Origin of the sequence: Bradyrhizobium sp. BWC-3-1, from assembly GCF_032917965.1 — a bacterium.
GTDB classification, from domain to species: Bacteria; Pseudomonadota; Alphaproteobacteria; order Rhizobiales; family Xanthobacteraceae; genus Bradyrhizobium; species Bradyrhizobium canariense_D.
Map to the genome: position 1 here is coordinate 8741620 of NZ_CP136625.1, position 25686 is coordinate 8767305.

At 62.8% G+C, this 25686-nt stretch carries 28 protein-coding genes and 1 pseudogene; 10 read left to right on the top strand and 19 right to left on the bottom strand.

Annotation, left to right across the window (positions count from 1 at the left end; all coding sequences use genetic code 11):
• Positions 1-32: 32 nt before the first annotated feature.
• From RX329_RS41695 to RX329_RS41715, 5 genes are all read right to left on the bottom strand, one after another.
• Positions 33-347: a hypothetical protein gene (locus tag RX329_RS41695; RefSeq protein WP_317245473.1), complete on the bottom strand. Its 315-nt coding sequence runs from the start codon at positions 345-347 to the stop codon at positions 33-35.
• Positions 344-1264, bottom strand: coding sequence for a tail fiber protein (locus RX329_RS41700; RefSeq protein ID WP_317245474.1), 921 nt, complete (start codon positions 1262-1264; stop codon positions 344-346). Before RX329_RS41700 ends, RX329_RS41695 begins: the two co-directional genes overlap by 4 nt.
• Positions 1265-1686: 422 nt before the next feature.
• Positions 1687-2358: a hypothetical protein gene (locus RX329_RS41705; RefSeq protein WP_317245475.1), complete on the bottom strand. Its 672-nt coding sequence runs from the start codon at positions 2356-2358 to the stop codon at positions 1687-1689.
• Between the two features lie 62 nt (positions 2359-2420).
• Entirely contained in the window at positions 2421-3671 is a 1251-nt protein-coding gene (locus RX329_RS41710; RefSeq protein WP_317245476.1) for a tyrosine-type recombinase/integrase, read from the bottom strand.
• 296 nt (positions 3672-3967) lie between these two features.
• Positions 3968-4177, bottom strand: a complete 210-nt coding sequence (locus tag RX329_RS41715) for a hypothetical protein (protein WP_085361988.1) — start codon at positions 4175-4177, stop codon at positions 3968-3970.
• A gap of 168 nt (positions 4178-4345) precedes the next feature.
• On the opposite strand from RX329_RS41715, the gene dinB reads away from it, so the two are divergent.
• Positions 4346-5449 (top strand): DNA polymerase IV, encoded by a 1104-nt coding sequence (gene dinB, locus RX329_RS41720; RefSeq protein ID WP_018455858.1) that lies wholly within the window; start codon positions 4346-4348, stop codon positions 5447-5449.
• Between the two features lie 115 nt (positions 5450-5564).
• On the opposite strand, the gene RX329_RS41725 is transcribed toward dinB, so the two are convergent.
• From RX329_RS41725 to RX329_RS41750, 6 genes are all read right to left on the bottom strand, one after another.
• Entirely contained in the window at positions 5565-5858 is a 294-nt protein-coding gene (locus RX329_RS41725) for a hypothetical protein (RefSeq protein ID WP_007598221.1), read from the bottom strand.
• Positions 5859-6098: 240 nt separating this feature from the next.
• Positions 6099-6785, bottom strand: coding sequence for a DNA-3-methyladenine glycosylase I (locus RX329_RS41730; protein WP_085385540.1), 687 nt, complete (start codon positions 6783-6785; stop codon positions 6099-6101).
• A gap of 111 nt (positions 6786-6896) precedes the next feature.
• Positions 6897-7424 (bottom strand): GNAT family N-acetyltransferase, encoded by a 528-nt coding sequence (locus RX329_RS41735; protein ID WP_085385541.1) that lies wholly within the window; start codon positions 7422-7424, stop codon positions 6897-6899.
• 121 nt (positions 7425-7545) lie between these two features.
• On the bottom strand, positions 7546-8286 hold the full coding sequence (locus tag RX329_RS41740; protein ID WP_085361990.1) for a di-trans,poly-cis-decaprenylcistransferase: 741 nt from the start codon (positions 8284-8286) through the stop codon (positions 7546-7548).
• Positions 8287-8317: 31 nt separating this feature from the next.
• A complete protein-coding gene (locus RX329_RS41745) occupies positions 8318-8692 on the bottom strand; it encodes a winged helix-turn-helix domain-containing protein (RefSeq protein ID WP_007616058.1) in 375 nt (124 codons plus the stop codon).
• Positions 8679-9296, bottom strand: coding sequence for a hypothetical protein (locus RX329_RS41750; protein ID WP_018455854.1), 618 nt, complete (start codon positions 9294-9296; stop codon positions 8679-8681). Before RX329_RS41750 ends, RX329_RS41745 begins: the two co-directional genes overlap by 14 nt.
• A gap of 198 nt (positions 9297-9494) precedes the next feature.
• Between RX329_RS41750 and RX329_RS41755 the strand changes: the two are divergent.
• Positions 9495-10741: pseudogene (locus RX329_RS41755) on the top strand (S1C family serine protease).
• A gap of 72 nt (positions 10742-10813) precedes the next feature.
• Here the strand turns inward: RX329_RS41755 and RX329_RS41760 are convergent.
• Both RX329_RS41760 and RX329_RS41765 read right to left on the bottom strand, forming a co-directional pair.
• Positions 10814-11092, bottom strand: coding sequence for a DUF3551 domain-containing protein (locus RX329_RS41760; protein WP_083926408.1), 279 nt, complete (start codon positions 11090-11092; stop codon positions 10814-10816).
• A 146-nt stretch (positions 11093-11238) separates the two neighbouring features.
• Positions 11239-12213, bottom strand: coding sequence for a Bug family tripartite tricarboxylate transporter substrate binding protein (locus tag RX329_RS41765; RefSeq protein WP_018455852.1), 975 nt, complete (start codon positions 12211-12213; stop codon positions 11239-11241).
• 125 nt (positions 12214-12338) lie between these two features.
• Between RX329_RS41765 and RX329_RS41770 the strand changes: the two genes are divergently transcribed.
• Complete coding sequence (locus RX329_RS41770; RefSeq protein ID WP_085349736.1) at positions 12339-12758, top strand: VOC family protein; 420 nt, start codon at positions 12339-12341, stop codon at positions 12756-12758.
• 107 nt (positions 12759-12865) lie between these two features.
• On the top strand, positions 12866-14446 hold the full coding sequence (locus tag RX329_RS41775; protein WP_085349735.1) for an AMP-binding protein: 1581 nt from the start codon (positions 12866-12868) through the stop codon (positions 14444-14446).
• Positions 14447-14499: 53 nt separating this feature from the next.
• On the opposite strand, the gene RX329_RS41780 is transcribed toward RX329_RS41775, so the two are convergent.
• The 3 genes from RX329_RS41780 to RX329_RS41790 all read right to left on the bottom strand — a co-directional run bounded on the left by RX329_RS41780 (position 14500) and on the right by RX329_RS41790 (position 18631).
• Positions 14500-15594 (bottom strand): HD-GYP domain-containing protein, encoded by a 1095-nt coding sequence (locus RX329_RS41780; protein WP_085349734.1) that lies wholly within the window; start codon positions 15592-15594, stop codon positions 14500-14502.
• Positions 15595-15860: 266 nt separating this feature from the next.
• A complete protein-coding gene (locus tag RX329_RS41785) occupies positions 15861-18143 on the bottom strand; it encodes a xanthine dehydrogenase family protein molybdopterin-binding subunit (protein ID WP_085361992.1) in 2283 nt (760 codons plus the stop codon).
• Positions 18140-18631, bottom strand: coding sequence for a (2Fe-2S)-binding protein (locus RX329_RS41790; RefSeq protein ID WP_007616069.1), 492 nt, complete (start codon positions 18629-18631; stop codon positions 18140-18142). The genes RX329_RS41785 and RX329_RS41790 overlap by 4 nt, the downstream gene beginning before the upstream one ends.
• 304 nt (positions 18632-18935) lie before the next feature.
• Between RX329_RS41790 and RX329_RS41795 the strand changes: the two genes are divergently transcribed.
• From RX329_RS41795 to RX329_RS41815, 5 genes are all read left to right on the top strand, one after another.
• On the top strand, positions 18936-19700 hold the full coding sequence (locus tag RX329_RS41795; protein ID WP_317245477.1) for an alpha/beta fold hydrolase: 765 nt from the start codon (positions 18936-18938) through the stop codon (positions 19698-19700).
• Positions 19701-19720: 20 nt separating this feature from the next.
• Positions 19721-20056 (top strand): hypothetical protein, encoded by a 336-nt coding sequence (locus RX329_RS41800; RefSeq protein ID WP_085349731.1) that lies wholly within the window; start codon positions 19721-19723, stop codon positions 20054-20056.
• 12 nt (positions 20057-20068) lie between these two features.
• Entirely contained in the window at positions 20069-20239 is a 171-nt protein-coding gene (locus tag RX329_RS41805; protein ID WP_158091539.1) for a hypothetical protein, read from the top strand.
• A 57-nt stretch (positions 20240-20296) separates the two neighbouring features.
• Positions 20297-20971, top strand: coding sequence for a dienelactone hydrolase family protein (locus RX329_RS41810; RefSeq protein WP_085349730.1), 675 nt, complete (start codon positions 20297-20299; stop codon positions 20969-20971).
• Positions 20972-21107: 136 nt separating this feature from the next.
• Positions 21108-21590: a hypothetical protein gene (locus tag RX329_RS41815; protein WP_085349792.1), complete on the top strand. Its 483-nt coding sequence runs from the start codon at positions 21108-21110 to the stop codon at positions 21588-21590.
• Between the two features lie 100 nt (positions 21591-21690).
• Here RX329_RS41815 and RX329_RS41820 read toward each other — a convergent pair whose 3' ends face one another.
• The 3 genes from RX329_RS41820 to RX329_RS41830 all read right to left on the bottom strand — a co-directional run bounded on the left by RX329_RS41820 (position 21691) and on the right by RX329_RS41830 (position 23735).
• Entirely contained in the window at positions 21691-22434 is a 744-nt protein-coding gene (locus tag RX329_RS41820; protein WP_027514652.1) for a polysaccharide biosynthesis/export family protein, read from the bottom strand.
• Positions 22435-22631: 197 nt separating this feature from the next.
• Positions 22632-23288, bottom strand: coding sequence for a peptide-methionine (S)-S-oxide reductase MsrA (msrA, locus tag RX329_RS41825; protein WP_085349729.1), 657 nt, complete (start codon positions 23286-23288; stop codon positions 22632-22634).
• A 129-nt stretch (positions 23289-23417) separates the two neighbouring features.
• A complete protein-coding gene (locus RX329_RS41830; RefSeq protein WP_007616084.1) occupies positions 23418-23735 on the bottom strand; it encodes a hypothetical protein in 318 nt (105 codons plus the stop codon).
• A 404-nt stretch (positions 23736-24139) separates the two neighbouring features.
• On the opposite strand from RX329_RS41830, the gene rpsT reads away from it, so the two are divergent.
• Positions 24140-24406 carry a 30S ribosomal protein S20 gene (gene rpsT / locus RX329_RS41835; RefSeq protein ID WP_007598259.1) on the top strand — a complete coding sequence of 89 codons (267 nt, stop codon included), beginning with the start codon at positions 24140-24142 and terminating at the stop codon, positions 24404-24406.
• Positions 24407-25686: the final 1280 nt, after the last annotated feature.

The following is a 25686-nucleotide window of genomic DNA, read 5'->3' on the forward strand; positions in this document are numbered from 1 at the left end:
CAGGCGCCAGTACATCTCTGACCGCGCGAAATTCAGTTGAGCAGCGGGCCGCCTGGACGGCCCACCACCACAGGGTAGCCGCGCGCATCGCAAGTGAGGCCGACGCGGCAAGTTTCGTCGCCGCCCCGCTCGCTCCGGTACTCTTCCAGGAGCGTTTCGACTTCGGCGTTCACCAAAGGCATCGCGCATTGAAGCTTATCGAAAGTGCTTCGATCGCCCCCGGCGTTGACCAAAGCAGCTTCCTCATTCATCCGACCTATGATGACGCCTTGCAGCCCGATCAGGTCGTAAAGCTCAATAGCCAAAGGGTGATCGGGCGGAATATGGAGGCACTCATTCGAAATCACGCCTGTCCTCCAGCGAATAGGATGTAGTTGGTGATGATGGTAGGTTGCACGTTGGGGAAGGCTGCGCTGGTGCCGCCCTGCGCAGTGCCTGTAAAAGTGGTGGTCGCCTGAGCCACACCGCTTCGGTTTGTCATATCAGCATTCGCTTGGCTCGGTCCGGTCGTGAAGCCCTGACTCGCCCCTGTTGCCTGAGATGTGACCTGCATATTTGAAAATGTAATCGCTCCGTTCGTGATGGTGCCAGACGGCGTATAAGGTGGCAGGTTTGCAGTTAGAAGCGTGCTGCTTTGTGCGCCACCCGTAGCTCCCAGGATTGTCGGATCTCCTCCTTGAGCACCGAACGCATTGCCGGATCCTGTCAACCGACCGGCAGCAGAGCCGCCCATGTTGTCCTTGCCAGCCACGACGCGCCCACGCAAATCTCCAATTCCGAAAGTGGTCGAGCCGTCGCCATTATTGAAAAACGTATTGCCTGCAGCGATCTCGATCTGTGCTTGCGTCCATAGCGCCGCGTAGGTCGTGCGCGACAGGGTTTGACCGAATGGAAGCACCCACAGAGATGACGGGGCAGTTGTGCATACGTAAGGCACCAGTTCGCCAATGACACGCGCTCCGATGATGCCGCCCGCCAAGAACTCCCCGACCTTAACGCCACCAACCGCGACGCCAATGCCATTCGTGGTTTTATAAAACCCTGTAGTCAGATCGGTGCTGAAGACAGCACCAGGAAGCCCGACCACGCCTGGTGTAAACTGTATCGGCCCGGTCATCGCAGCCGTGCCGTCACGCGACAGGCGAGCGGTCAGCGCTGCCGCGATATCCTCGAGCGGCGGGTTATGCTGGCTGGCTTGGATGGTCGTACCCGTGACAGCCAAATAGCCCGATGGAAGGGAATAGACGCCATTTGCGGAGGGCATTTAAGTAGCTCCCAAGGTTTTCAAAGTTTAGCCGGCGCTACTGTTGCTGCAATCGACATCAGGCAGCGGCCCGGTGCGAGGCACACTCGGAAGTGGAACGAACCAACGGTCCGATCTTGTTCTGCGCCCAGGAATCGAGATCCGGCTTTGGGTAGAGAGGTATACGGCCAGCCTTGTGAAAGGGCGGTCCGTCGGAGCTGACACATGCAAGTTTGGCCAGCGTCTTGGGCGAGCAGGGTATGCCGTATGTGTCCGTTACGTATTTTGCAGCTTCGGTCCGACGTAAAAGCCTATCAGACCTTGCCGCGTCTTGCTGAGAGAATTCCATTCGAGCCTCGCTTCGTCACGGGACAATTTCCGTCAACGCGAGGTAACGTAGGACAACGACCGACCAATGCATAAAGGGTGCAAATAATTTCGTTCTAGAATTTTTGCCCGCTGGCGCCGTTCTTCCTTCGAGTCGGCCTGCTCTTCGCATCTCTGATCGCTTTTGCAATCGCCTCGTCCGCATAAGGCTTTCCGCTATGCGTAATGCCGAGGAGATCCACTCCGGCTCTGACAAACCGGAACAGTGGGCCTCCAGGCCTGCCATTGTCGGCGGACCGAGAGATGCCTGCTTTGCGCTTGAAATGGCTAGAGAAGATCAGAGGCATCAACTCGCCTGCGAGATACTCAAATGGACTTCGCGACAATTCGAATGCGTTTAAAGGCCTACCTGAGAGCTGCTTCGAAATCTCTTCCTGCAGCCCGCCAAGCGCAGCTATTAGTCCCATAATTGAAATGGTGCCCTCTCCACCTGCGGCCTTGGCATCCTCCGTTTCTGTCGAGAATGTTGCTGGCGCTCTGACGCTGAACCACCGCACATTTTCTTCATCTCTTAGAGCTTCCTGCAGTTGGGACGTGATCGACCTGGTGTGACTGAGCCACTTCTTCCGTTTATTTGCAGTTCCGCCTGAGCCAGACATTTTTCGGGAGCGATACCTTGATCCGGCTCCTTCGACGTCCCGCTTGAGCTTATTGAAATCAAGCTCGGCGTGAGGGCCGATACCGACTTGCTCGACCAGGTACTCAATTTGTTTGGTAGTCAGCGCCATGAGGGACCTATGATAGGAGCCCCGCAACGGTGCTCCGAACGATACGGATTAACTTGACAGGCTCATGCCTTCCGGAGTTTCCGACCCATCATGGCTTCATCGATGTGCCGCGCGATCTGATCGGCCGCCGCCAAGAGCGCCGAATCGATCTTGTGAATATAACCTTCCGTGACACTCGACCTGGAATGCCCGATCAGCGCCTTGATCGTCGGGATCGAATAACCGAGATCCTCAGCCGTCGAGCTGAAGGAATGCCGCAGGCCGTGACTGGTGATTCCCGGCACTTGCTTGGCGGAGACCTTCTTTAGCCATCGGGTAAGACCGGTGTGGTGCTTTGATTCGGTCGTGACGGCAGGGAAGACGTACTTGGATTTGGACTTTGCCATTGCTGCTTTCAGGACCGCAACAACGGCCGGTCCCACCGGGCGGATGCTTTTCCCGGACTTGCTGTCTCCTAGACGAAGGGCCATCCCGACTGGATCGACCTCGGTCTTCAGAAGGCCTTCTATCTCGTCCAGGCGGCAACCTGTCATTGCGGACGTCCGGCTTGCGAGAACGCGCTGCCAATGCTCGCCGTTTGCCTCGGCCGCGTTGAGACACTTTCCGAGACGCCGATAGCCGGCGTCGTCCAGGCGCCACTCCCGGGTCTGATCCTTCGGTCGCCTGATGCCGTTAATCGGATTGTCCGGCCGATAACCTTCGTCGACCGCGTAGCTGAATATCCCGCCGAGGAGGCCCATCGTCCGGGCGGCGGTGCCTTTCCCGCCCTTCACAATCGCCCTGCCCCGGGTTTTTGTCTTCACGTCCGCGGCGGACTTACCGGCGATGATGTCGCGCTGGAGGCCCTTGGCGTCAGTGGAGGTGAAGCCTTTCACCGTCTTCTTACCAACAAGCTTAATGATGTGCCGTTCAATCCGCCCCTTGTCGCTGTACAGGGTCGTTTTGCTCTTGGTCTCGCCCCGCCGCGTTAGGATCAGGCCGCGCTCCGCCTTGTCGAGGTATTCCCGGCAAAGTTCCTCGACGGCCATGGCCCCGCGGGCGAGCTTCTTGCTCTCGACGGGATCTGAGCCCCTCACGACGTCTGCCAGAGCGAGCTTGGCGTCCTTGCGGGCCTCTTCAGGAGTCAGGACGCCATATCGACCTAGCGTGAGCCGGCGGCTCCGCCCGTTCGCGTTCCGATACTGGACAATGAAGGACTTGGCGCCGCTTTTCTTCGCCCGCAGGCCGAAGCCCGGCAGCTCGTCGTCCCATACAAAGACGTCAGTCCCCTTAGTATCGGCGGCATCGACGGTCCGCTTGGTGAGTTTTGGCAATTTCCCCTCGGGTAAGCAGTGGGTAAGCAGGCGCCGGAAAGCGGGGGTAATCTGCAGAAACGACCGTAGCCCCGAAATTGGCCTGTTTTCAGCCTATATGTGCTGGGGATCAATTCCAAGGGATTTCAGGTAAGCAAGGGTAATCTATTCACCTTTGCCCTCCGAAGGCAAAGGTCACACGTTCGAATCGTGTCGGGTGCGCCAGTCTCTTCCAGTCCGCGCTGGGAGCACCCTCACCCGAATTTCCTTGATACCGCTCGCGCCGGAGCCATCGCCTGCTCAGCGCAAGCCCACGCTCAATTCAGCATCGAGATGATCGTCTGGACCTGGTCGGAAGCCGACGTCACCAGTCCGGCGTACGACGTCTGACCGTGTGCGGCCGCCTTCAGGATGCATTCGGCGACCGCCGCCTTCAGGCCGAACACCGACTGATCGGGCGGCACGCTGGCCATCACGGCCTCCAGCGCCTGACGCATCGTTCGAATGAGTTCGGAGCTGTATTGCATGGGCTGTCCTCCGCAGCCTCATATTAGAGCGCGTGGCCATGCTGGCCACTCACAAGCCTGAGATTGTTTTTTGATGAAGTGGGACATCCCGGAGCGGCGGCCAGCCTGTCTCGAGCGCTGAACCACACCCACCTCGCGCTTCTCATCGCTCGATTGTATCATCTTGCCATGAGCGAATCCGACACGGCGACCGGCGAAGCTTCGCCCGTCCGCAAGATCATCCATATCGACATGGATGCCTTCTACGCGTCCGTGGAACAACGCGATCATCCGGAGCTGCGCGGAAAGCCGGTCGCCGTCGGAGGCTCCGCGGAACGTGGCGTCGTCGCGGCCGCCAGTTATGAGGCCCGCGAGTTCGGCGTTCGCTCTGCCATGCCATCCGTGACGGCGAAGCGACAATGTCCCGATCTGATCTTCGTCAAGCCGCGCTTCGAGGTCTACAAGGCGATCTCTAGGCAGATCCGCGACATCTTCGCGGAGCATACCCCCATCATCGAGCCGTTGTCGCTCGACGAGGCCTATCTCGACGTGACGGAAAACCTGCAGGGCATCCCGCTGGCGCGTGATGTTGCGCTCAGGATCCGCGAGAGGATCAAGGCCGAGACGGGCCTCAACGCTTCGGCCGGCATCTCCTACAACAAGTTCCTGGCCAAGCTCGCCTCCGATCATCGCAAGCCCAACGGTCAGTTCGTGATTTCACCGGAGATGGGACCCGCCTTCGTCGAGACCCTGCCGGTCGGAAAGTTCCATGGGATAGGCCCGGCCACGGGTGCGAAGATGAACGCGCTCGGCATGTTCACCGGTCTCGATATTCGTCGTCAGACGCTGGAGTTCATGAATGCGAATTTCGGCAAGTCGGGCGCCTATTACTACTGGATTTCGCGCGGTGTCGACGAACGGCCGGTCCGGGCCAACCGGGTCCGCAAGTCCATCGGCGCGGAGACCACGTTCTCAAGCGATCTCACCGAATTCGACGCGCTGGTCGCCGAGCTCAAGCCGCTCGTCGACAAGGTGTGGCGCCATTGCGAGGCGACGGGCAGCCGTGGCCGCACCGTCACCTTGAAGATCAAGTTTGCCGACTTCGAGATCATCACGCGCAGCAGGTCCGCTCTTTCGCCGGTTGCAGGCCGGGACGATCTTGAGCGGCTGGCTTGCGGCCTGCTCGAAGTCGAGATTCCGCTGCCCAAGAGCGTCAGGCTGCTGGGGGTCTCGCTGTCTTCCCTCCAGGCCGGGGACGATGCGGAGCCGCCGCAGCTGACTCTCGGCATCTGAACCAAACCGACGGGCTTTCGGCGGACGCAGAGAGCCACGTCGAGCGCGCTCGCAACGCAAATCTACGGTGGCGGGTTTTCAGACTCGCCGCCGAAGGACGATCCGCTGGGCCCGATCAATGCCTCACGTGCTCGAACACGACGATCACGCCCGTCGGTTCGGGCTCGTGTGCCATCAGGCGGGTCAGCTCGGAATCGCCCCAATCGGCGAGGCTGACGACTTCGCCGCTCTGACGCTCGGTGCCGGGCGGCGCCGTGGGCTCGACGACCTTCAGCCCCGTCTCATCGACGAAGAAAGTGTGCTCGCCGAACATGCTGTTGAGCTGCGGCATCGCGGGATGCTCGTCGGGCAGCACTTGAGCGCCGAGCTGGTTGACGGTCTGCTTCACCTGTTCGGATGTGAGCTTCATGAGCTGCTCCGTTTCTGTCACGTCGGTTTCACTGAGCTGAGCCAGAGCGGGCGTTCCCTGCGCTGATGTTCGCCTGGCCCAATCTCCCGAACAGGTGCTACGCACAAATGTTCCGGAGAAATGCATTTCGTGATCGCGCGTCGCGTCTGCCGCGCTTGCGGCATCAGATCGCCACAGGATGCACATGATTCAACATCCCAAGAGCCAAATTCCAAGAGCTGATTTCAAGAGCCGAATTCGTTACTCGCTTCTGTTCTCGCCAACAGAGAGCGCGCAGATGCGTGACAGATATGTGTAGGAGAACCCGGTCTCCTCGGCCCAGGCGTTGAACTGCGCCTGCACCTTGGCGAGATCGCCCTTCGACTTGACCTCTTCGGCAATGTCGAGACCGGCATCGCGCAGGCAGGCCACGACGTCCCTGGACGTCACAAAGCCGTCCCAGCCGACGAACCGCAGCAGCATCTGGCCGGTATTGCCACCCAAACGGCTGCCGCGCTTGCTTAGAAGCTCGAGCAGGCCGATCTGGTCGGACGGCGGCCACTTCGTCAGAAACCTGCCGAAGCTGCCGTGCTCTCTTGCGATCTCCTGGACGAAGGCCGCGTTGTCGCGCACCGACATGATCTTGGCACCGTTGCGCACGATGCGCGCGTCGCGCAGCAGGTCCTCCCAATAATCCTCCGGCTGGAAGGTGAGCTTGGCCGGTTGGAAACGCAGGAAGGCGTCTTCAAACCCGTCCCATTTCGTCTCGATCACGCTCCAGGCAAAGCCCGCGCAAAACACACGCTTCGTCATCTCTGCGACGATGCGGTCGTCGCCGCGTTTGGCGAGGCCCTTCAGGTCGGGCTTTTCCGGCATCAGCTTTTCGAGCGCCTTGGGCCCGCCCTTGCGTTTTTCGGCGCGCGCACGAATGGTCTTGAAGGAGGTCATTGGGAGACACGCGATTGAGGGTGTGCCACGACACCAGAATTCGACGCTCGGGTCCAGCTCCGCCACGTCCGCCGACTTCGGTCGCGCTTGCTCGGTTCGCGGCAAGCCCGGCTATCGCGACAGACGCTTCGCGAGATGGACCGACTGCCAGTCTCCGAGACCGGTGTCCTCGAACCCCGCCTTCTTCGCAAGACCGCGCATCTCGGCGTTCACGCGCGCGGTCTCGGCTGCAATCATCTCGTGACCGAGATCGCTCGCGTGCCTCTCCATCGCCGTCATCATCTGGAGGCCGACGCCCTGGCGCTGAAAGCCATCGGCAACAGAGATGGCGAAATCACCATGCCGTGCAGCCGCATCGTAGGCGTATCTGGTTTCGCCGATGATCGTGCCCTGCCCTTCGTGCCTGATCTCGGCGAGCAGGGTGAAATGACCGGGATTGCTGGTCTTGGCGACGCATTCGGCCGCGATCATTGCAAAGTCCGCCCGCGCGCCCATGAAGCGCTTGTTGCGCGATGTCGTGGAGAGGCTCGTGAAATAGATCGAGAGGATCTCGACATCGGACGCGCTGGCCGGCCTGATACGAAGCGTGGCGTTGCCTTCGGCTGACTCGACAATGGCATCCAGCAACGGCTGTGACATGCGCGCGGCTCTCGGCAGGTTGCATCGAATGCACACCTAGCCGAGACCGCGCGCTTACCGCTTGGACGGTGCTGCCAATCTTGCGGCCGAAAACGAACAGTTCGTTGCTCGGTGCCGGGCGTCACACGCGAGAGAGTGAAGGCACCTCCTCCGGCACGATCGCCTGGAGGCCGCCGAAGCGACGCTCGCGGCCGTGGAAGGAGGCCAGGGCCGCAGCGAGATCGCCCGCGTCGAATTCGGGCCACATCCGCTCGGTGAAGTGCAGCTCGGCATAGGCACCTTCCCAGAGCAGGAAGTCCGACAGCCGTTTCTCACCCGAGGTGCGGATGATGAGGTCGACGTCGCGCAAACCGGCCTCGCCGGTGACGAGCTGCGAGAACGCCTCGCGGGTGAGACTCGTCAGCGCCGCCGCCTTCGCCGCCGCGTTGAGGATGGCGTCGCGGGCGGAATAGTCGACGGCGATGCGCAGATGAAGCGTGCCACCGTGCGCGGTGGCGTCTTCCGCGCGCGCGATCGCATTGGCGATACCGTCGGGCAGGCGGTCTCGCCGGCCGATCACGGTGAGGCGCACGCCGTTCTTGACCAGGCTCTGCACCTCGTTGCCGAGGTAGAATCTCAGAAGCGTCATCAGCGCGGCGACCTCGGCCTTCGGCCTTCGCCAATTGTCGGTCGAGAAGGCGTAGAGCGTCAGCGTGCCGATGCCCTGCTTGGGCGCGGCCTCGACGATGCGGCGGATCGCCTCGACGCCGGCCTCATGGCCGCGCACGCGCGACAGGCCGCGCCGCGTCGCCCATCTGCCGTTGCCATCCATGATGATGCCGACGTGAAGCTTCTCGTTGCGGGACACAAGGTCACTTTGCATTGCAAAGTCTCCGGTCAAAAGAGGGGGAGGATCAGGTCGAGACGATACCGAGACGGCCGAGCGGCGCCGCCTCGCGGCCGGCAGCCTTGGCTGCGTCGCGCACCAGGCGTTCGAGCACGGCGAGATAGTCGAGGAAGCGGCGGCGGCCGGCCTTGGTCAGGCGGCAGGTCGTGTGCGGGCGATTGCCCTCATAGCCCTTGGTCACCTCGACGAGGCCGGCTTCCTGGAGCACGGCGAGATGCCGGCTGAGATTGCCGTCGGTGAGGCCGCAGAGCTGCTTGAGATCGGCGAACGCCAGACCTTTCGGATGCGCCATCAGCGAGGTCAGAAGTCCGAGCCTCGCCTTCTCGTGGATCACGCGGTCCAGTCCTTCATAAGAGAAGGGTGCGCTGTCAATCTTCGACATCATGGTCTCCCGATGCGAAATACAGAATGCCCGCCATCACCGATTGCCCGATCACGAAGGGCAGGCCCATGGTCCATGGCGACAGCGTATGGGTCTGGCTCGCGAGCACCACCACCGCAAAGCCGGATATGAAATACCAAGCGCCGGCGAGCGCCACGGTGCGCGGCAGCGAACGGACGGAGGCAAAAATGCCGAGCGACACCAGGATCTGCCACAGGCCCGGCAGCAGCCACAGCGTTTCGCCCGCGAACTTCCACATCACCACCGCAAGCAGCACACCGGCAACGCCAGCGGGCAGGAATTGCTCGACAGCCTGGTGGATCATGGCATCAGCGAGGCCCGAATGATGGCGGCGCGAACGCGCGCGCATCTCGATGCCGATGATCAGGCCGGAGAGCGCGGCGGCAATGAACCAGCCGAAGAAGAAGCCGAGCGGTTCGCTGGTGGCATCACCAAGCAGCCAGAATTCCAGGATCGCGGTGAGAAGCGCGACCGCGCCGGTCGCGGCCATCGTCGCCGGGCCGTAACCGCGAAATGCCGTGCCTGCCGCAATCTGGCTGCGGATCGCCACGATGTCGGCCAGTGCCTTGTCGAGATCGCGCATTGGCAACGCCAAAACCTCGCTCCGCCTATCCCTGCCGGGTCTATCGGTCCGTTACTTTGTACCGCAAAGTATATCGGATTGCAAAGTAAAGGCAAGTCCCGAAGTCGCCCGAGAGGATCCGTCCTCAACAGACAACTGCCGGTTGCGCGAGACGTCCTCCCGCAGATAAGATGCGCGCGAACGCGCTGGGGGGAGAGTATGTGGCTTAAGTCATTCATCGTTGCGTCATTGTTGCAGGTGAGCGTCGTCACCGCAGCACAGGCAGCCGGCCCATTCGGCAGCGTCAAAATCGGCAACTGGGTCGGCGGCGCGTTCAGCAATGACGAAACGGGAGCCTTCTCGCATTGTGCCGCGACGGCGCCTTATGCCAACGGCGTCATTCTCGTCGTCGGCCAGAATGCTGGGGGCTCGTGGATCTTGAGCTTTGCCAGTCCCAGCTACCGCTTCAAGCAGGGCGAGAACGCCGCGATCGACGTCATCTTTGACGGACAGGAGCAGGCCAGACTGTTCGCCACGGCCAACCAGACGAACATGCTCAGCTCCGTCATGCCTGCCAACGTGGTACGAACGTTCAGAAGGCAAGCCTGATGGTCGCGACGAGCGGCCGCACCGTGCTGAATTTCGACCTGACCTCGGCCGGGCCCGTGATTGCGGCACTGGCCAATTGCGTCACTAAGGTGAAAGCCGACGGGCTCGACAAGGCCGGCGACTTCACCAAGATCGCCGCCAAGCCGCAGCCAGCGCCGGACAAGCAGGGACCGCCAGCCAACGGCAGCAAACCTGCCAGAGCCAAGAGCGGCACCGGGTTCGTCGTGAGTGCCAGCGGACACGTCGTCACCAATAACCATGTGATCAATGGCTGCATCGGCGACATCAAGGGCAATCTCACGGGCGAAGCCGGAATGGTTTTGCGCGTGGTGTCGAGCGACGCCAACAACGACCTCGCGTTGCTGCAGGCGCCGTCGACGACCATGTTCAAGGAGTTCGCCCGGATCCGCGACCGCTCGATCCGCTCCGGCGATTCCGTCGTCGCGATCGGCTTTCCCTTCCATGGGCTGCTGACTTCGGACTTCACCGTCACGACCGGCATCGTCAGCTCGCTCAGCGGCATGCGCAACGATTCGCGTTTCCTGCAAATCAGTGCGCCGGTGCAGCCCGGCAATAGCGGCGGCCCGCTGTTCGACACCACCGGGCAGATCGTTGGCGTCGTTACGGGAAAGCTGGACGGATTACGGATGGCCGCTGCGACCGGCAACATCCCCGAAAACATCAACTTCGCGATCAAGACCGGCGCGTTGCGCGACTTCCTCGACAACTCCGTGGTGCCTTACCAGACTGCCGAACCGAAAGGCGAGATCAAGACCACAGACATCGCGGGCAATGCGCGGCCCTACACGATGCTGATCTCATGCAACGGAATCGAGCAGGCCGACGCGAAGCGGTAGCGGCAACGCGGGCCGGCTGGAGGCGTCGAGCCTATACGAGGCGCTCCAACCGGGCTGAAGTCAGCCAGCTCGCTAGTACGGCGCGACGGGGCGCGGCCGCCGGTGCGATCGCGGTTGCGCCGGAGAAACCTGGCTGTAGGCAAAGCGGGGATTGCGATCGCAGTACAGCAGCCGGCCGGACACGCTGGCTTGGCATTGTTCATAGCTGCTGTAGGAGCATTCCCCCGGATAATCATACTCACCGCCCTGGGCACACCAAGGATAGTCGCGCGCCGCTGCCGGCGTAACCGTCGCGAAGCCGGCAAGGGCCGTCACGCCGAGTGCCACCAGCACCAATTGCGTCTTACGCATGATCTACTCCTCTCCTCACAGCGCATCATACGCGCCATATACCCATCAGGTTTCACGAAGCCGCTTTATTCCAGCTCAATGGCACGGCATCCAAGAAAAAAGCCCTGCCGAACGGCAGGGCTCCATTCCCGGACATCACAAGATCGCTACTCGACCTTCAGGCCGGCGAACTCGACCACCTTCTTCCATTTCTCGGTCTCGGCCTTGATCTCGTCGCCGAACGCCTCGGGCGTCTGCGCCCGCGGCTCGCCGCCGAGCTCGACCAGGCGCTTGGCCATGTCCGGCTCCTTTATCAGCGTGTTGATCTCGCTGTTGAGCTTGGCGATGATCTCCTTGGGCGTGTTCTTCGGCGCCCCCATGCCGAACAGCGCGCTCGCCTCATAGCCCTTCACGGTCTCGCCGATCGCCGGCACGTCGGGCAGCTGCGGCGAGCGCTCCGCCGTGGTGACGCCGATGGCGCGGAGCGAGCCGGAGCGGATGTGCTGGATGATCGAGGGCATGTTGTCGAAGATCACCTGCACCTGGCCGCCGAGCATGTCGGTGATCGCGGGTGCGGCGCCGCGATAGGGCACGTGCTGCATCTTGCAGCCCGTCAGCGCCATGAACATCTCGCCGGACAGATGCACCGAGGTGCCGTTGCCCGAGGAGGCCATGTTGACCTTGCCGGGGTTGGCCTTCACGTATTCGATGAACTCGGCGACGGTCTTGGCCGGCACGTCCTTGTTGACGGTCATCACGTTCGGCACGCGCTGGAACGAGGCGACCGGCGCGATGTCGCGCACGAAGTTGAATTTCAGGTTGGTGTAGAGCGAGGCGTTGATGAAGTTGGCCGGATTGACCAGTTGCAGCGTGTAGCCGTCGGGTTCGGCGTTGACGACCGATTCGGTGGCGATATTGTTGCCGGCACCCGGCTTGTTTTCGATCACGAATTGCTGGCCGAACTTCTCCGACAACCGCTGGCCGATCAGGCGCGCCAGGATGTCGGTGGCTCCGCCCGGCGGATAGCCGACCACCCATTTCACCGGATGGGTCGGGTAATCGGCGGCAAGGGCCTTCGACAGCGGGCTGGCTGCAAGCGGACTGGCGGCGAGCAGGCTCAGCGCGGTACGGCGTGTGATCATCTCAAGGGTTCTCCCAACGTGTTGTTCTTGAAGCCAGATAGCTTGAAAATGGCGTCGGCGCGGTTGTAACAAAGCTTGCCGCAGGCGGAAAGTACACGGGGCGCATCACGACGAAAGGATAAGGCATGGCGGTCAAGGTCGAAGCCCTCGATCATCTCGTGATCAACGTCGCGGACGTCGCAGTGACCGCCGAGTGGTACGGCAAGATTCTCGGCATGGAAGTCAAGGTGTTCGACCCCGGCGGCGGCAAAGCGCCGCGGACGTCGCTACAATTCGGTAACCAGAAGATCAACGTCCGGCCGCGCGATGCCGACAAGGTGGAGTGGTTCACCGCGGACCACCAGACCCCCGGCAGCGAGGATCTGTGCTTCCTCACCTCCGCCAGCCCCGACGAGGTGGTGGCGCATTTGAAGGCACATGGCGTTGCGATCGAAGAGGGCCCGGTTCCCAAGCAGGGCGCCCGCGGCACGCTGCGCTCGGTCTATTGCAGGGATCCGGATGGCAGCCTGATCGAGATTTCGTCATACGAGGACGGCGGCCGGTAAGGCCAAGCCGCCTGCCCCACGCACCGTCGCATGAGGGCCGAGCGAGCAGGAAGACGCAATCATCAAAACGCGGCCGCCGGCAAGATGCAGGCTGCACGGGAGGACATATGCCGACTTCGCAAGCCGCCGCCGGAATCGTCGGCCCATTCGACGGGCTCGATGTGCCTTGGCTGCTGAAGATGCGGGCTGACGTGCGCAGCTCACATCCGTTCCTGATCTGGGCGCCGTTCGACGCGCCTGCCCGGCGCTGGAGCTATGGCGAGTTTCACGAGCGGGTCGGCGCGCTCGCGGCGGGACTGGGGAGGCGCGGCGTGAAGCCGGGCGAATATGTGCTCATTCACCTCGACAATTGCATCGAGGCGCTGCTGGCCTGGTTCGCCTGTGTCGAACTCGGCGCCATCGCGGTGACCACCAACACGCGCTCGGCGCCGGCCGAACTCGACTATTTTGCCGATCATTGCGGCGCGGTCGCCGCGATCACACAGCCGGCCTATGCCGAGATCGTCGCGCAGAATTGCCGCAACATCCGCTGGATGGCGGTGACTTCGCACGATGCGGGCGCGCCGCCCGGGAACCCGGTCTCACGCGGCGACAGCTTTGAGGAGCTGTTCGCCGATAGCGCCGACCGTCCCAGGCGCGCGATCGATCCGCTCGCGCCGTGCAGCGTGCAATACACCTCGGGCACGACATCGCGCCCCAAGGCGGTGCTGTGGACCCACGCCAACGCGCTGTGGGGCGCCAAGATCAACGCCGCGCACGAAGACCTGCACGCAAGCGACGTGCATCAGGCCTATCTGCCGCTGTTCCACACCAACGCGCTGGCCTATTCGATGCTGGCGACGCTATGGGTCGGCGCCACCTGCGTGATCCAGCCGCGCTTTTCCGCCAGCCGGTTCTGGGGCGCTGCGCGCGAGCACGGCTCGACCTGGACCTCGACGATCCCGTTCTGCATGAAGGCGCTGCTCGAGCAGGAGATCCCGAGCGATCACAAATTCCGTCTGTGGGGCACCGCGATCAACGAGCCGCCGGCCTTCGCCGCCTTCGGCGTCAAGATCATCGGCTGGTGGGGCATGACCGAGACCATCACCCACGGCATCGTCGGCGAGATCGACCAGCCCAACATCCCGATGTCGATCGGCCGCGCCGCGCCGGAATATGAAATCCGCATCACCGACGACGACGGGCGGCCGACCGAAATCGACGGCACCGGAAATCTCTCGATCAGGGGCATTGTCGGCCTGTCGCTGTTCGCCGAATATCTGCACAACGAAAAGGCGACGCGCGAGAGCTTCGACGAGCACGGCTTCTTTCTCACCGGTGACCGCGTGGGGCGGCTGGAGAACGGCTACATTCGCTTCGCAGACCGCAGCAAGGACATGCTGAAGGTCGGCGGCGAGAACGTCGCCGCGTCGGAGATCGAGCAGGTGGTCGCACTGGTCCCCGGCGTGCGCGAGGCCGCCGTGGTGGCGAAGACGCATCCAATGCTGGACGAGGTGCCGGTCGTCTTCATCATCCCGCAGGGTGGCGTCGCCGGTGCCCGGCCTGATCTGCACGACGCCGTGATGGCCGCCTGCCGCGCCGGCCTTGCCGACTTCAAGATGCCGCGCGAGATCCGCTTCGTCGACGACATGCCGCGCTCGACGCTGGAGAAGGTGGCGAAGGCGGAGCTGAGGAAGATGGTGGGGTAGCACGAGCGATTACCACAACGTCGTCCTGGCTTTCGCCAGGACGACACCGGAGTTCAGAACGACCCCAGCGCCACCGGGCGGAACGCTTGCAACAGCTGCTGGTCCAGCTTGCCGCCCATGCCTTCCATCATCGCAAACGCGCGCGAGTGGGTGAAAGGCATGCGATAGGCGCGCTTCTCCACGAGTGCCGCGTAGATGTCGACGATGGTTGTGACCCGCACGATATCGCTGATCTGGTTCGACGAGAGATTGTTGGGATAGCCGGAGCCGTCGAGGAATTCGTGGTGATGCAGCACGACGTCCAGCATCTCCGGCGGGAAGCCGCCTTGAGCCGCGAGCGCGTCATAGCCGCGGCGCGGATGCTGGCGGACTTCAGCCATCTCCTCGTCGGTGAGCTTGCCGGGCTTGTCGAGCAGCGCGGAGGGAACGAAGGCCTTGCCGACATCGTGCAGCAGCGCGGCACGGGTCAGCCGGCGCTGGTCGTCCTCGCGCATGCCGAGGTGCTGGGCGAAGGAGACCGCAAATCCGGTCACGAACAGGCAATGCCGGTAGCTGCCGACATGGTGGCAGCCAACCGTGGTGAGCCACTCGCGCAGCGAGGAGTGCTTGATCGCCTTCAGGATCTTGCTCTCGGCGGCGATGACGTCGTCGAAGGTCAAGGGCACGCCGAGCGGCAGCTTCTCGAACATCTTCTTCAGCACCGCATGCGCGGCCTCGACGCCGCGATTGAGCGTCTTGCCGCGATCGGTGGCGTCATAGACGGCGGTGTCGGGGAAGGCCGCACGGATGCGCTGCAGGATGTCCTCGGGCTGAAGCGGCCGCGAGATGGTGTCGGTGGCGCCCAGCGCCCAGGCCTGCATGGTGCCGTGATGCAGAGCGTCCGCAAGCACGAACAGACGAGGCATGGCGCGATAGGCGTCGCCGCGCAGCTTGTTGCGCACCCGCTGCACGCTGTCGGGCGACCGCAGATTGATGTCGACCACGAGGCCGGAGAGATCGCGCGAGGGCTGCTCGGGGAGCTCCTGCGTCGTCACCGTTGCAACGTCGCCGACCGCCTTGAGGATGCTGGCGAGCTCGGTGCTCTCGTCGCTCCGGTCGGAGGCGAGCAGAAGCCGGCGTTTCGCGGCGGGTTTGGCTGAGGCGTTCATGGTTTCCCCAAGAGCACGGGCGTGTTTCGGGCAAAAGCCTAAGCCGGATCAGGTTCTCCGGCCCTTAAGAGGCGTGCTCAATGGAACCCTGCGGAATCTGGGACAATTTTACGGAATTCGCGTCCCGGGCGGTTCCAATCAAAAACCTCGAAAACAACCCCATGCACAGTTAGAGATGTGCTTGCAAACACAGGGCTTTTTTAACGACGAATCCGCCGGGGGCTGCCCCCCGGCGGATCAGGTCAGGTCAACAATCGCAACCAGCCTTACGCCTTCATCGCGCCCTTCACGGCTTCGGCCGTGATCGGCAGGCCCCGGACGCGGGCGCCCGAGGCGTTGAAGATGGCATTGCCGATCGCGGGTGCGATCACCGTCACCGCGGGTTCGCCGACACCAGTGGCCTTTTCGCCATTGGCGATCACGGCGATCGCGACCTCCGGCACCTGGCTCATGCGCAAGGGCGTGTAGCTGTCGAAGTTGGTCTGTTCGATGCCACCGTCCTTCAGCGTCGCCTTTTCGTACATCGCCAGCGACAGGCCCCACAGCGCCGCACCCTCGACCTGGGCGCGGATGTTGTCGGGATGCACCTGCGTGCCGACGTCGGTGGCCACCGTGAGCTTCTTCACGGTCACCTCGCCCGAGGGCGCAACGGCGACATGGGCGACGCAGGCCGTCCAGCTCGCGGTCGCGCGTTCCTGCGAGGAGACGCAGGCCACGCCCATGCCCTCACCTTTCGGCAGCTTCCTGCTGCCGTAGCCGGCAAGGCCCATCGCGGCGAGCAGCGTGTTGCGCAGCCGCTGCGCGCCGCCGTCGTTCTTTCCGGCGCCGTCGAGCAGCGAGATGCGGAACTGCGCGGGGTCCTTGCCCGCCGCCGCCGCGATCTCGTCGATCATGCTCTCGACCGCCCAGAAGGTCCAACCCGGCGCGACCGAGCGGAGCTGGCCGGACGGCGTGGCGTTGTGCGCCATCTCGTTCTTGATCGCGCGCACATGATGGTTGGGCACGGTGTAGAAGAAGTCGGCCCCGTTCACCGTGAAGGAGTCGAGCGGACCCTTCTTGTCCACCGACGGCGTCAGGAAATCAGGGATTCCCCAGCGCGCCGTTGGCCACGCCGAAACCACGTCGTGGCTGAGCGCGACGAGCTTACCGTCGCCGTCCACGCCCGCCTTTACTTTTTGATAGGTGAGCGGACGCGAGAAATCCATCGTCATGTCGTTCTCGCGCGTGTAGATCACCTTTACCGGCTTGCCGATGGCCTTCGCCGCCTGCACCGCCGGAATCATCATGTCGGCATCGAGCCTGCGGCCAAAGCCGCCGCCGAGCCACATCTGATGCATGACCACGAACTTCGGATCGATCCCGGCCGCACCCGCCGCGATCGCGCCGGAGCGCGTTGCGAACTGGTTGCCGGAATAGATGTGCAGGATCTCGCCCTTGAACTCCGCAGTGGCGTTCATCGGCTCCATCGGCGCATGGATATTGATGCTGGTGGTGTACTCCGCCTCCAGCACCTTGGCCGCCGTGCCGAACGCCGCCGCGGGATCGCCGTCCTTGACGAAGAACTGGCCGGAATCCTCCTGCTTCTGAAGCCGCATGGCCTCGTCGAGCAGCGACTGGGTCGACACCTTCGCGTTTGGACCGCCGTCATAGGCGATCTTGAGCGCCTGCGCCGCCTTCTTGGCGTTGGCATAGGTGCCGGCGACCGCGACGACCCAGCCCGAGGTCGTTCCGGTCTTGTCGTCGAGGGTGACGGCCTTGATGAAGCCCGGCACTTTCTTGGCGGCACTGTCGTCGACCGATTTCACCGTGGCGCCGAAGCGCACGGGCGGCGTCACGACCGCGCCATAGGCCATGCCTGGCAGCATCACGTCGATGCCGTATTTGGCCGTGCCGTTGGTCTTGGAGGGAATGTCGAGCTGCGGCACCGACACGCCGATCATGGTGTATTGATCCGGCGTCTTCAGCTTGATCGCCTTCAGCTCGTCCGGCGTGAAGGTTTTTGTCGCCTTGCCGCTCTTGACGACATCGGCGAAGGACATCGCCTTCTTCGACTTCGGGTGCGAGATCATGGAATCGCGCACCACGAGCTCCGACGCCGGCACGCCCATCGCGGCGGCCGCGCCTTCTGTCAACGCCATCCGCCCGGCAGCGCCGGCGCGGCTCATGGCCTCGAAGTTCATCATGGTCGACCAGCTGCCGCCGGTGATCTGAGCGCCCAACACGGGATCGTTGAACTTCGGATCGTTGGAGGCAAGCTGTACGCGCATGTCGCTCCACTTCGCGCCCAGCTCTTCGGCCACGATCTGCGCCATGGTGGAGGCGATGTGCTGGCCCATGTCGGCCTTGCCGCAGGTGACGGTGACGAGACCATCGGGCGCGATCGCGTACCAAACGCTCGGCTCGAAGTTCGAAGGCGCCGCAAGCGCCTCACCGATGCCGGGCACGCCGGCATAGCCGAGCACGAGGCCGGTGGCCGCTGTGCCGACCAGGAAGGAGCGGCGGCTGAGATCGGTCGCCTCGGGCGCAACGTTGTTCACGTGCTTGTTCATGTGGGCCTCCGCTCGTTGCCGGAGGCGGATGCGGTGCGCATCTCGGTTGCGGCGCGCATGATTGCCTTCTGGATCCGCGAATAGGTCATGCAACGGCAAAGATTGCCGTCCATATGCGCCACGACCTCTTCCTTGGTCGGGTTGGGATTCTTCGCCAGCAGCGAGGCCGCCTGCATGATCTGACCGGACTGACAGTAGCCGCATTGCGGCACCTGTTCGGCGATCCATGCCTTCTGCAAGGGATGGTCGCCCTTGGCGGCGAGGCCTTCGATGGTGGTGATCTTCTTGCCGGCGACATCGCCGACCATGGTCTGGCACGAACGCACGGCTTCACCGTTGACGTGCACGGTGCAGGCCCCGCACAGGCCGGCACCGCAGCCGAATTTGGTGCCGGTCATCTGCAATTGCTCGCGGATCGCCCAGAGGAGCGGCGTGTCGTTCGCCGCATCCACGGACAGACTCCGCCCGTTGATGGTGAGAGTTGGCATAGGCGTCTTCCCCTGCCGGTGCATGAAGCCGCTTACGGCGGCAACTTGAGTAGCGGACGCCCACCGGGCCGGCGCCAGCCTTGATCGCAAGAATGATCGCGTTCAGGCGCGGAGGCAAATGCAATTTGGAATCGATCGAAACAAACGAGGCGCGCGCATCTTGTGCGTTGCGAGAACAGCGGTGATGCAGCGGCTGAACGCAACAGAGTGCACGCCAAGCAGGCAGGCCATCGCATTCAGGCAGTTTCCTCCGAGTAACCCGGCGCGTTAGGATGGGGGAAGACAAGATAATAAGGTGGATGCAATGCTTAAGATCGATCGGGACGGCGTCGGAATCCATTACGAGGTTCATGGCGAGGGCCCGCCGCTGCTGCTCACCCACGGCTACTCATCGACTTCGGCAATGTGGCATGGGCAGGTCGAGGCACTTGCCCGGGATCACAAGCTGATCTTGTGGGACATGCGCGGTCACGGCCAGTCCGACTATCCCGACGATCCCGCCGCTTACAGCGAAGCACTCACCGTCGGCGACATCGCCGCGATCCTCGATGTGGTCGGCACGGAGCGCGCCATCATTGGCGGGCTCTCGCTCGGCGGCTACATGTCGCTTGCGTTCGCTCGCGCGCATCCAAAGCGCGTCCGCGCGCTGCTGATCATCGACACCGGCCCCGGCTTCAAGAAGGACGATGCACGCGAGGCCTGGAATGCGCGCGCGCTCGCCACTGCCGACAAGTTCGACCGCGAAGGGCTCGACGTACTGAAGGCGGCGACGCGCGAGCGCGCCACCGCGAGCCATCGCGATGCCAGGGGATTGGCGCTCGCCGCACGCGGCATGCTGACCCAGCGCGATGCCAAGGTGATCGAGCTGCTGCCGGAGATCAAGGTGCCCAGCCTGATCGTAGTCGGCGCCGACGACACGCCGTTCCTAGCTGCCTCGGACTACATGGCTGCGAAAATTCCCGGCGCACAAAAGGCCGTGATCCCCGCCGCCGGACACGCCGTCAACATCGACCAGCCACAGGCTTTTGTTGACGCGGTGCTGCCTTTCCTGAAGAACTTGCCGGAATAGGTCGGACAGGAACAGTGGCGATGAAGCGAGCTATATTGGCTGCGGGCGCGGTGTTGCTGTCAGCATCCGCGCAAGCCGAGCAATTCGGCGGGACATTGCCCCGCCTGCCCTTCGTCGCGACCTTGTCGAACAACACGCCGCTCGCTTTCGGCATGGATGCCGACCAGACTGCGCGGGCGCTGGGGCAACCGCTGCAATATGTGCGGGGACGCCCCGGCAACGAGATCTATCTCGCCCTTCGCAACATCGGCGGCAGCAGACTGATCCCCACCCGTCACCGCCTGTTCCTGCAATTCCGCCACGGACGGCTGGCGGGCTGGAAGGAGGATTATGGCGAGAACTGGATGTGGGAGTGAGAGTGGCTTTTCATGACGCAGAGCAATCGTCTCTGCGCCATCATGCGTTGGAGCTGCCACATCGTCATGGCCGGGCTTGTCCCGGCCATCCACGATCTTTCCTACCGCACCAAGAACGTGGATGCCCGGGACATAGGCGAGCGGAAGCGACGCCGTCCTTCGGACGGCTACGCCCGGGCATGACGAGTTTGTGGAACGAGCGGAACCCGCAATCGAAGACTAACCAAAAGGACAACCCGCGTGGGACAGGACATCAAGCTGACGGCCTCCGACAATTTCCAGCTCAGTGCCTATCGCGCTGACCCCGCCGGCACGGCGAAGGGCGCGGTGGTGGTGATCCAGGAGATTTTTGGGGTCAACCATCACATCCGCTCGGTCTGCGATCGCCTCGCCGGGGAAGGCTATGTCGCGATCGCGCCGTCGATCTTCGACCGGACCTCGCCGGGCTTCCAGTCCGGCTACTCGCCCGACGAGATCGCGGAAGCGCGCAAGTTCGTCGCCAGTCCGGACTGGGACGCGATGCTGCGCGACACGCAGGCGGCGATCGATGCGGTGAAGAGCGTCGGCCCGGTCGGCATCATCGGCTTTTGCCTGGGCGGCAGCATCGCCTTCGCCGCGGCGACGCGGCTGTCGGGCCTGAAGGCCGCGATCGGCTATTACGGCGGCGCCGTCGTGCGCTATGCCGACGAGACACCAAAAGTTCCGACACAGCTGCACTTTGGCGAGAAGGATGCCGGCATTCCCCTGACCGACGTCGAGACCATCAAGACGAAGCGGCCGGACGTGGAGGTCTTCGTCTATCCGGGCGCGCAGCACGGCTTCCATTGCGACGAGCGGACGAGCTACGACAAGGCCAGCGCCGACATCGCCTGGCCGCGCAGCATGGAATTTTTCGCGAAGCATTTGAAATCGTAGCGCGCGCAGCTGTCTTCGCTGTCATTCCGGGCTCGCGCTTCGCGCGCCCCGGATGACGAGCAGGAATCGGGTGGCTGCATCCTGCTGCCCGGCGATAGAGCTGGCTGATCAAGCCAATTCGCGCCGGGAGATCATGATGCAGCAGGCCAATACGAACATCGTCATCCGCAATCCGTTCGGCACCATGGACGTGCCCGCGCCTGATGATCGCGACGTCATGGACTATGCCGCAACCGCCGCGCTTGCCGGCGATGCGGCTGACGTCAACGCGGCGGCATGGGCAATTATCGCGGCACAGTCAGACCCGCTCGACGGCATCTGGGCCAGCCGCTGGAATGGCGGCGCAGATCCGACCATTGCCGGCGATACGCCACAAGCCTGGAAAGAAGGACGCGCGGAGGTGCGGGTCACAGGCGAGCGCATCTTCCTGCGCTTCGACTGGGACCACGGCCGCCGGCACGGGCTGATCGATACGGCGCGTGATCGCGCGGGTCGCCTAATCGGGAAATATATCAACCTGACCAACCCGGCGATCACACGGCCATGGGTTGGACTGGTGGTCGACGCCACCAGGATCGACGGATGTTTTCCGAACGGGCGTCTGGATTTCAGGCGGTGAGCTAGAGCTTCGGTTCTGATTGCATCAGAACCGAGGCTCTAGATTCTTTTCTGACGCGCTTTCTTTACGTGAACCGGCATCCACTTCGCTCAAAAACGCTCTAGAACCAGCGCTCGCCGACGAACACGGTGTCGCCGGGGCTCAAGGGGGTGCCGAGCGGCACCACGGCGCGCATGGCGCCGCCGGCTTCGGTGTGCGTGACGGTGACCACGTCGCGCTTGGCGCGGGGCGAGAAGCCGCCGGCGATCGCGACGGCGCTTTCGACCGTCATGTTCGGCACGTAAGGATACTGGCCGGGCGCAGAGACTTCGCCGAGAATGAAGAACGGACGATAGGCCTCGATCTCGACGGCGACCGAGGGCTCGCGGATGTAGCCGTTGCGCAGCCTTGCGGCGATCTCGCCGGCAAGACCCGCGGGGGTGCGGCCGCGTGCCGGCACGCCGCCGATCAGCGGCATGGTGATGGAGCCGCCGGCGTCGATTGCGTAGCTGTTGGTGAGACCTTCCTGGCCGTAGACAACCACGCGCAGCCTGTCGCCGGCGTCGAGATGGTAGGAGGAATCGTAGCGGACCGGCGCCGCCATCGGCGCGGCATAACCGACCGGCATGGGCGCAGGCGAGGCAAAGGAATTGCTGAGTGCTGCGATGGCACCGCCGCCACTGCCGACGACGACGGGCTGCGGCGCGTTGTACGGCTGGCCATAGGCCATCGAATCGAGATCGGCGCGCGGCTGCACATAGGCGACGGGACCAGCGGTTTGCATGCAGCCGCCAAGGGTCAGCGCGGCGGACGCTGCCAGGGATGCTGCCGAGATCGACCATCGAAACGCGCGTGCAACCGGCACCGGACTTATCCCTCGAAACGAGACAGATCCAGTGATGCACCGGTTATGGTTAATAAAGCGTTGAGGGGGGGCGGGTGGCTCGGCAATGGTACCAAACACTCCGTCATGCCCGGGCTCTTCCCGGGCATCCACGTTCTTGGTGCCGCACGAAATATCGTGGATGGCCGGGACAAGCCCGGCCATGACGAGGGACCAGCTTACGCGCTCACACCGACGCCGATCGGGCAGGACACGCCGGTGCCGCCCAGGCCGCAATAGCCGCCGGGATTCTTGGCCAGATATTGCTGATGATAGTCCTCGGCAAAGTAGAATTCGCCGGCGGGTGCGATCTCGGTGGTGATGGTGCCGAGGCCTTTTGCAGCAAGCGCCTTCTGATAGAGCGCCTTCGATTGATCGGCCGCTTTCTTCTGCGCGTCTGAATAGGTGTAGATCGCGCTCCGGTACTGCGTGCCGACGTCGTTGCCCTGACGCATGCCCTGCGTCGGGTTGTGGCTCTCCCAGAACGTCTTCAATAGCTTCTCGTACGACATCTTGTTCGGATCGAACACGACCAGCACCACTTCGGTGTGACCGGTGCGGCCCGAGCAGGTCTCTTCATAGGTCGGGTTCGGCGTGTGGCCGCCGGCATAGCCGACAGCAGTCGTGTAAACGCCGTCGCCGAGCTCCCAAAACTTGCGCTCGGCGCCCCAGAAGCAGCCGAGCCCGAACACCGCCTGCTCGAGACCGGCGGGATAAGGCGGCTGCAACTTCGCGCCGTTGACGAAATGGGTGGTCGCGGTCGGAATGGCTTGCGCACGGCCCGGCAGCGCTTCCGCGGCACTCGGCAATGCGGTGGTCTTGCGCATGAACAGCATGGACGGATCTCCGAACGAGCCGTGCATCGCCTGGGCTAATTACTCAGGCGGCGTGCTCGCGATCAGGTGGGAATATAGGTCTTTACGCACGGAGCGGCAGCCCTGTTACAGCGCCGCATGCTCGAAAGCTCAATCCCGGGAATAGCCGATCAACGGCTTGCGCGGGCGGAACAGGATCATCAGGAGGATGCCGAGAATGCCGAGGACGGCGAAAACCGGCTGATCCAGCACCAGGCGGATCACCGAGGTCCACAGCCAGGGCGCCTTGGCCTCAACCCAGGTCCGGAATGCCGTCTGGCTGGCCTGATTGATGTCGTTCCAGAACTGGCCGAAGCGGGTGAACCGCAGGGTCTGGTCGGCCACCCAGCGGGCGCCATCATAGACCATGAAGATGAACCCGCCGGCGAGCAGCAACAGCCCAATCAGTCGGAAAAAGCCGCGGATCATGCCTCACCCTATATAGTCGTCCGATCGGACGACCCTCGGAACGCCGCCAGCCATTACAAGGGCGACGGCAGAAATTCAACCTCTTCAGGGCGTTACGGCACTCATCCCGGCTCTGAGGGGCTGCTTTTGCAGCCCGGGAAAGCGTTGACGGTGCCGAAGACCCTCTCTATAAGGGCGCCAACTGGCGGCGGGCGCAATCCTGCCGCCGCTGTTCTTTGAGCAGATGCAGGCTCTTTGGGCTTAGAGGCTCCTTGGGCCTCAGAGGCAGCCGCAAGGCCGTCGCTCATGTTCCGGGAACAGCCTAGCAACCGAACACCCTAATTCCGAGCGTCGATTACGCGGTCAAGCAAAGCCGGCGCTACCCGACCAAGACGCGACCGGTACCCGCAAAGGACATTGAGACCATGGCCAATACCACTTCCGCCAAGAAAGCGACGCGCAAGATCGCCCGCCGCACCGCCGTCAACAAGTCGCGCCGCACCCAGATGCGCGGTGCCGTGCGTAACGTCGAAGAAGCGATCAAGACCGGCGACCGCGCCGCTGCCGTGACGGCGCTGGCGAATGCCGAGCCCGCCTTGATGCGCGCCGCGCAGCGAAACATCATTCACAAGAACAATGCCAGCCGCAAAGTCTCGCGGCTCACCGCGCAGATCGCCAAGCTCGCCAAGTAAACTCGCGAGCGTTCTGGCACGCCGTCCGATCGAGTCGTTCGATCGGGCGATCACATCGCACATCACACGCGTCAAATAGCCCGGCCTCACGCCGGGCTTTTTTGTTGCCCGTCATATTCACGCAAGCAGTCACGCGTCGAACGACCTTCGATCGGAGGATTGCGGCGCTTGCACCATGACGCGTCCGTAGTTTTACCTGCGAATGGTTTTGCAACAGCGGAAACTTGCACCGCGGTGCAAAAAGCCCCTGCGAGGCGGGCGCAAGTTGAATTCGCGGGCTTGCGAGTTCTGCACACCGTAGTTTCCCCGGATCGCGTCACGCGATGGAGTTACCCTGTGAAACGAGACTCAAAAAACGATGGCTCACTAACAACTTATCGACATAGTGAGGCCAAGCATTTGGAAAATTCACCCGCGCGTCGCGCGCGTGACGCTTTTGTAAAAAATTTTTGGCGGTGGCGGAGAATTGTCACATCGGACGCGGCATCTTCGATTCTGTGCACGAATCCAAAAACTTGCTCTGAAGCCTGTGCACAAGTGCCGCGTGGCGTTAACGCAGATCAAGATTTTTGATGCCTCAAGTGTGAATCAATTCCGTTGCGAGTCTTTCCGCATAGTGTATTCCTTAAGACGTCAGCGGCGCCCACGATCTTGAGACCAGCGCGGTATCGGAAACGGGGCGAGCGTGCAAATCGGCGGCGGTGTGCACGTAGGCGACGCTTCAACAAGCGATTGTCGGATCAAAACCCACAGCAATGTGGGAACGGTAGCTCTTTGTCTGAATGTCTCCAAGCGGGATCTTTCTCTCGCGCTTAAGAGACATCTTGAAAGCTGCCCCGACAGGCATGATGGCGAAGCCTAGCGGACGACGAGTACACGGGCAGGCATCCGACTACGAAGCGGGTGTCGTTTGGACACGCAGGACCTTGTCGTGAGCAATCACGGCAGGACGGGGAGGTATCATGTCTTACGAACTCAACGCGGTATTGAAACACATTTCGACTTCCAGCATTTCGACTTCCAGCGATGCCGTTTTAGATCCGTCGGACATCAAGCCTCCCGCGTGTAACGGAGCGCCGAGTACGCGCTGACCTCGCGACCCCTCCATCTCTAGACATTGCTGATCGGACGCGGCGTTTCCGCCGAACGGTCGAGCCATGCCTGCAGGTGAAATCGCTTGAGGTCCCGCCATCGCAAATATCCCTGAGCAGGTATCCCTGGCAGGAACTCAGCATGGCGCTCACCACGCAACCTTATCTCTCAAGAAAAGTTCTCAAATG

Coding starts and splice junctions, on each gene's coding strand:
- RX329_RS41700 (WP_317245474.1), bottom strand. CDS start 1,264: ATGCCCTCCGCAAATGGCGTCTATTCCCTTCCATCGGGCTATTTGGCT.
- RX329_RS41705 (WP_317245475.1), bottom strand. CDS start 2,358: ATGGCGCTGACTACCAAACAAATTGAGTACCTGGTCGAGCAAGTCGGT.
- RX329_RS41715 (WP_085361988.1), bottom strand. CDS start 4,177: ATGCAATACAGCTCCGAACTCATTCGAACGATGCGTCAGGCGCTGGAG.
- dinB (WP_018455858.1), top strand. CDS start 4,346: ATGAGCGAATCCGACACGGCGACCGGCGAAGCTTCGCCCGTCCGCAAG.
- RX329_RS41725 (WP_007598221.1), bottom strand. CDS start 5,858: ATGAAGCTCACATCCGAACAGGTGAAGCAGACCGTCAACCAGCTCGGC.
- RX329_RS41730 (WP_085385540.1), bottom strand. CDS start 6,785: ATGACCTCCTTCAAGACCATTCGTGCGCGCGCCGAAAAACGCAAGGGC.
- RX329_RS41735 (WP_085385541.1), bottom strand. CDS start 7,424: ATGTCACAGCCGTTGCTGGATGCCATTGTCGAGTCAGCCGAAGGCAAC.
- RX329_RS41740 (WP_085361990.1), bottom strand. CDS start 8,286: ATGCAAAGTGACCTTGTGTCCCGCAACGAGAAGCTTCACGTCGGCATC.
- RX329_RS41745 (WP_007616058.1), bottom strand. CDS start 8,692: ATGTCGAAGATTGACAGCGCACCCTTCTCTTATGAAGGACTGGACCGC.
- RX329_RS41750 (WP_018455854.1), bottom strand. CDS start 9,296: ATGCGCGATCTCGACAAGGCACTGGCCGACATCGTGGCGATCCGCAGC.
- RX329_RS41760 (WP_083926408.1), bottom strand. CDS start 11,092: ATGCGTAAGACGCAATTGGTGCTGGTGGCACTCGGCGTGACGGCCCTT.
- RX329_RS41765 (WP_018455852.1), bottom strand. CDS start 12,213: ATGATCACACGCCGTACCGCGCTGAGCCTGCTCGCCGCCAGTCCGCTT.
- RX329_RS41770 (WP_085349736.1), top strand. CDS start 12,339: ATGGCGGTCAAGGTCGAAGCCCTCGATCATCTCGTGATCAACGTCGCG.
- RX329_RS41775 (WP_085349735.1), top strand. CDS start 12,866: ATGCCGACTTCGCAAGCCGCCGCCGGAATCGTCGGCCCATTCGACGGG.
- RX329_RS41780 (WP_085349734.1), bottom strand. CDS start 15,594: ATGAACGCCTCAGCCAAACCCGCCGCGAAACGCCGGCTTCTGCTCGCC.
- RX329_RS41785 (WP_085361992.1), bottom strand. CDS start 18,143: ATGAACAAGCACGTGAACAACGTTGCGCCCGAGGCGACCGATCTCAGC.
- RX329_RS41790 (WP_007616069.1), bottom strand. CDS start 18,631: ATGCCAACTCTCACCATCAACGGGCGGAGTCTGTCCGTGGATGCGGCG.
- RX329_RS41795 (WP_317245477.1), top strand. CDS start 18,936: ATGCTTAAGATCGATCGGGACGGCGTCGGAATCCATTACGAGGTTCAT.
- RX329_RS41800 (WP_085349731.1), top strand. CDS start 19,721: ATGAAGCGAGCTATATTGGCTGCGGGCGCGGTGTTGCTGTCAGCATCC.
- RX329_RS41805 (WP_158091539.1), top strand. CDS start 20,069: ATGACGCAGAGCAATCGTCTCTGCGCCATCATGCGTTGGAGCTGCCAC.
- RX329_RS41815 (WP_085349792.1), top strand. CDS start 21,108: ATGCAGCAGGCCAATACGAACATCGTCATCCGCAATCCGTTCGGCACC.
- msrA (WP_085349729.1), bottom strand. CDS start 23,288: ATGCTGTTCATGCGCAAGACCACCGCATTGCCGAGTGCCGCGGAAGCG.
- RX329_RS41830 (WP_007616084.1), bottom strand. CDS start 23,735: ATGATCCGCGGCTTTTTCCGACTGATTGGGCTGTTGCTGCTCGCCGGC.
- rpsT (WP_007598259.1), top strand. CDS start 24,140: ATGGCCAATACCACTTCCGCCAAGAAAGCGACGCGCAAGATCGCCCGC.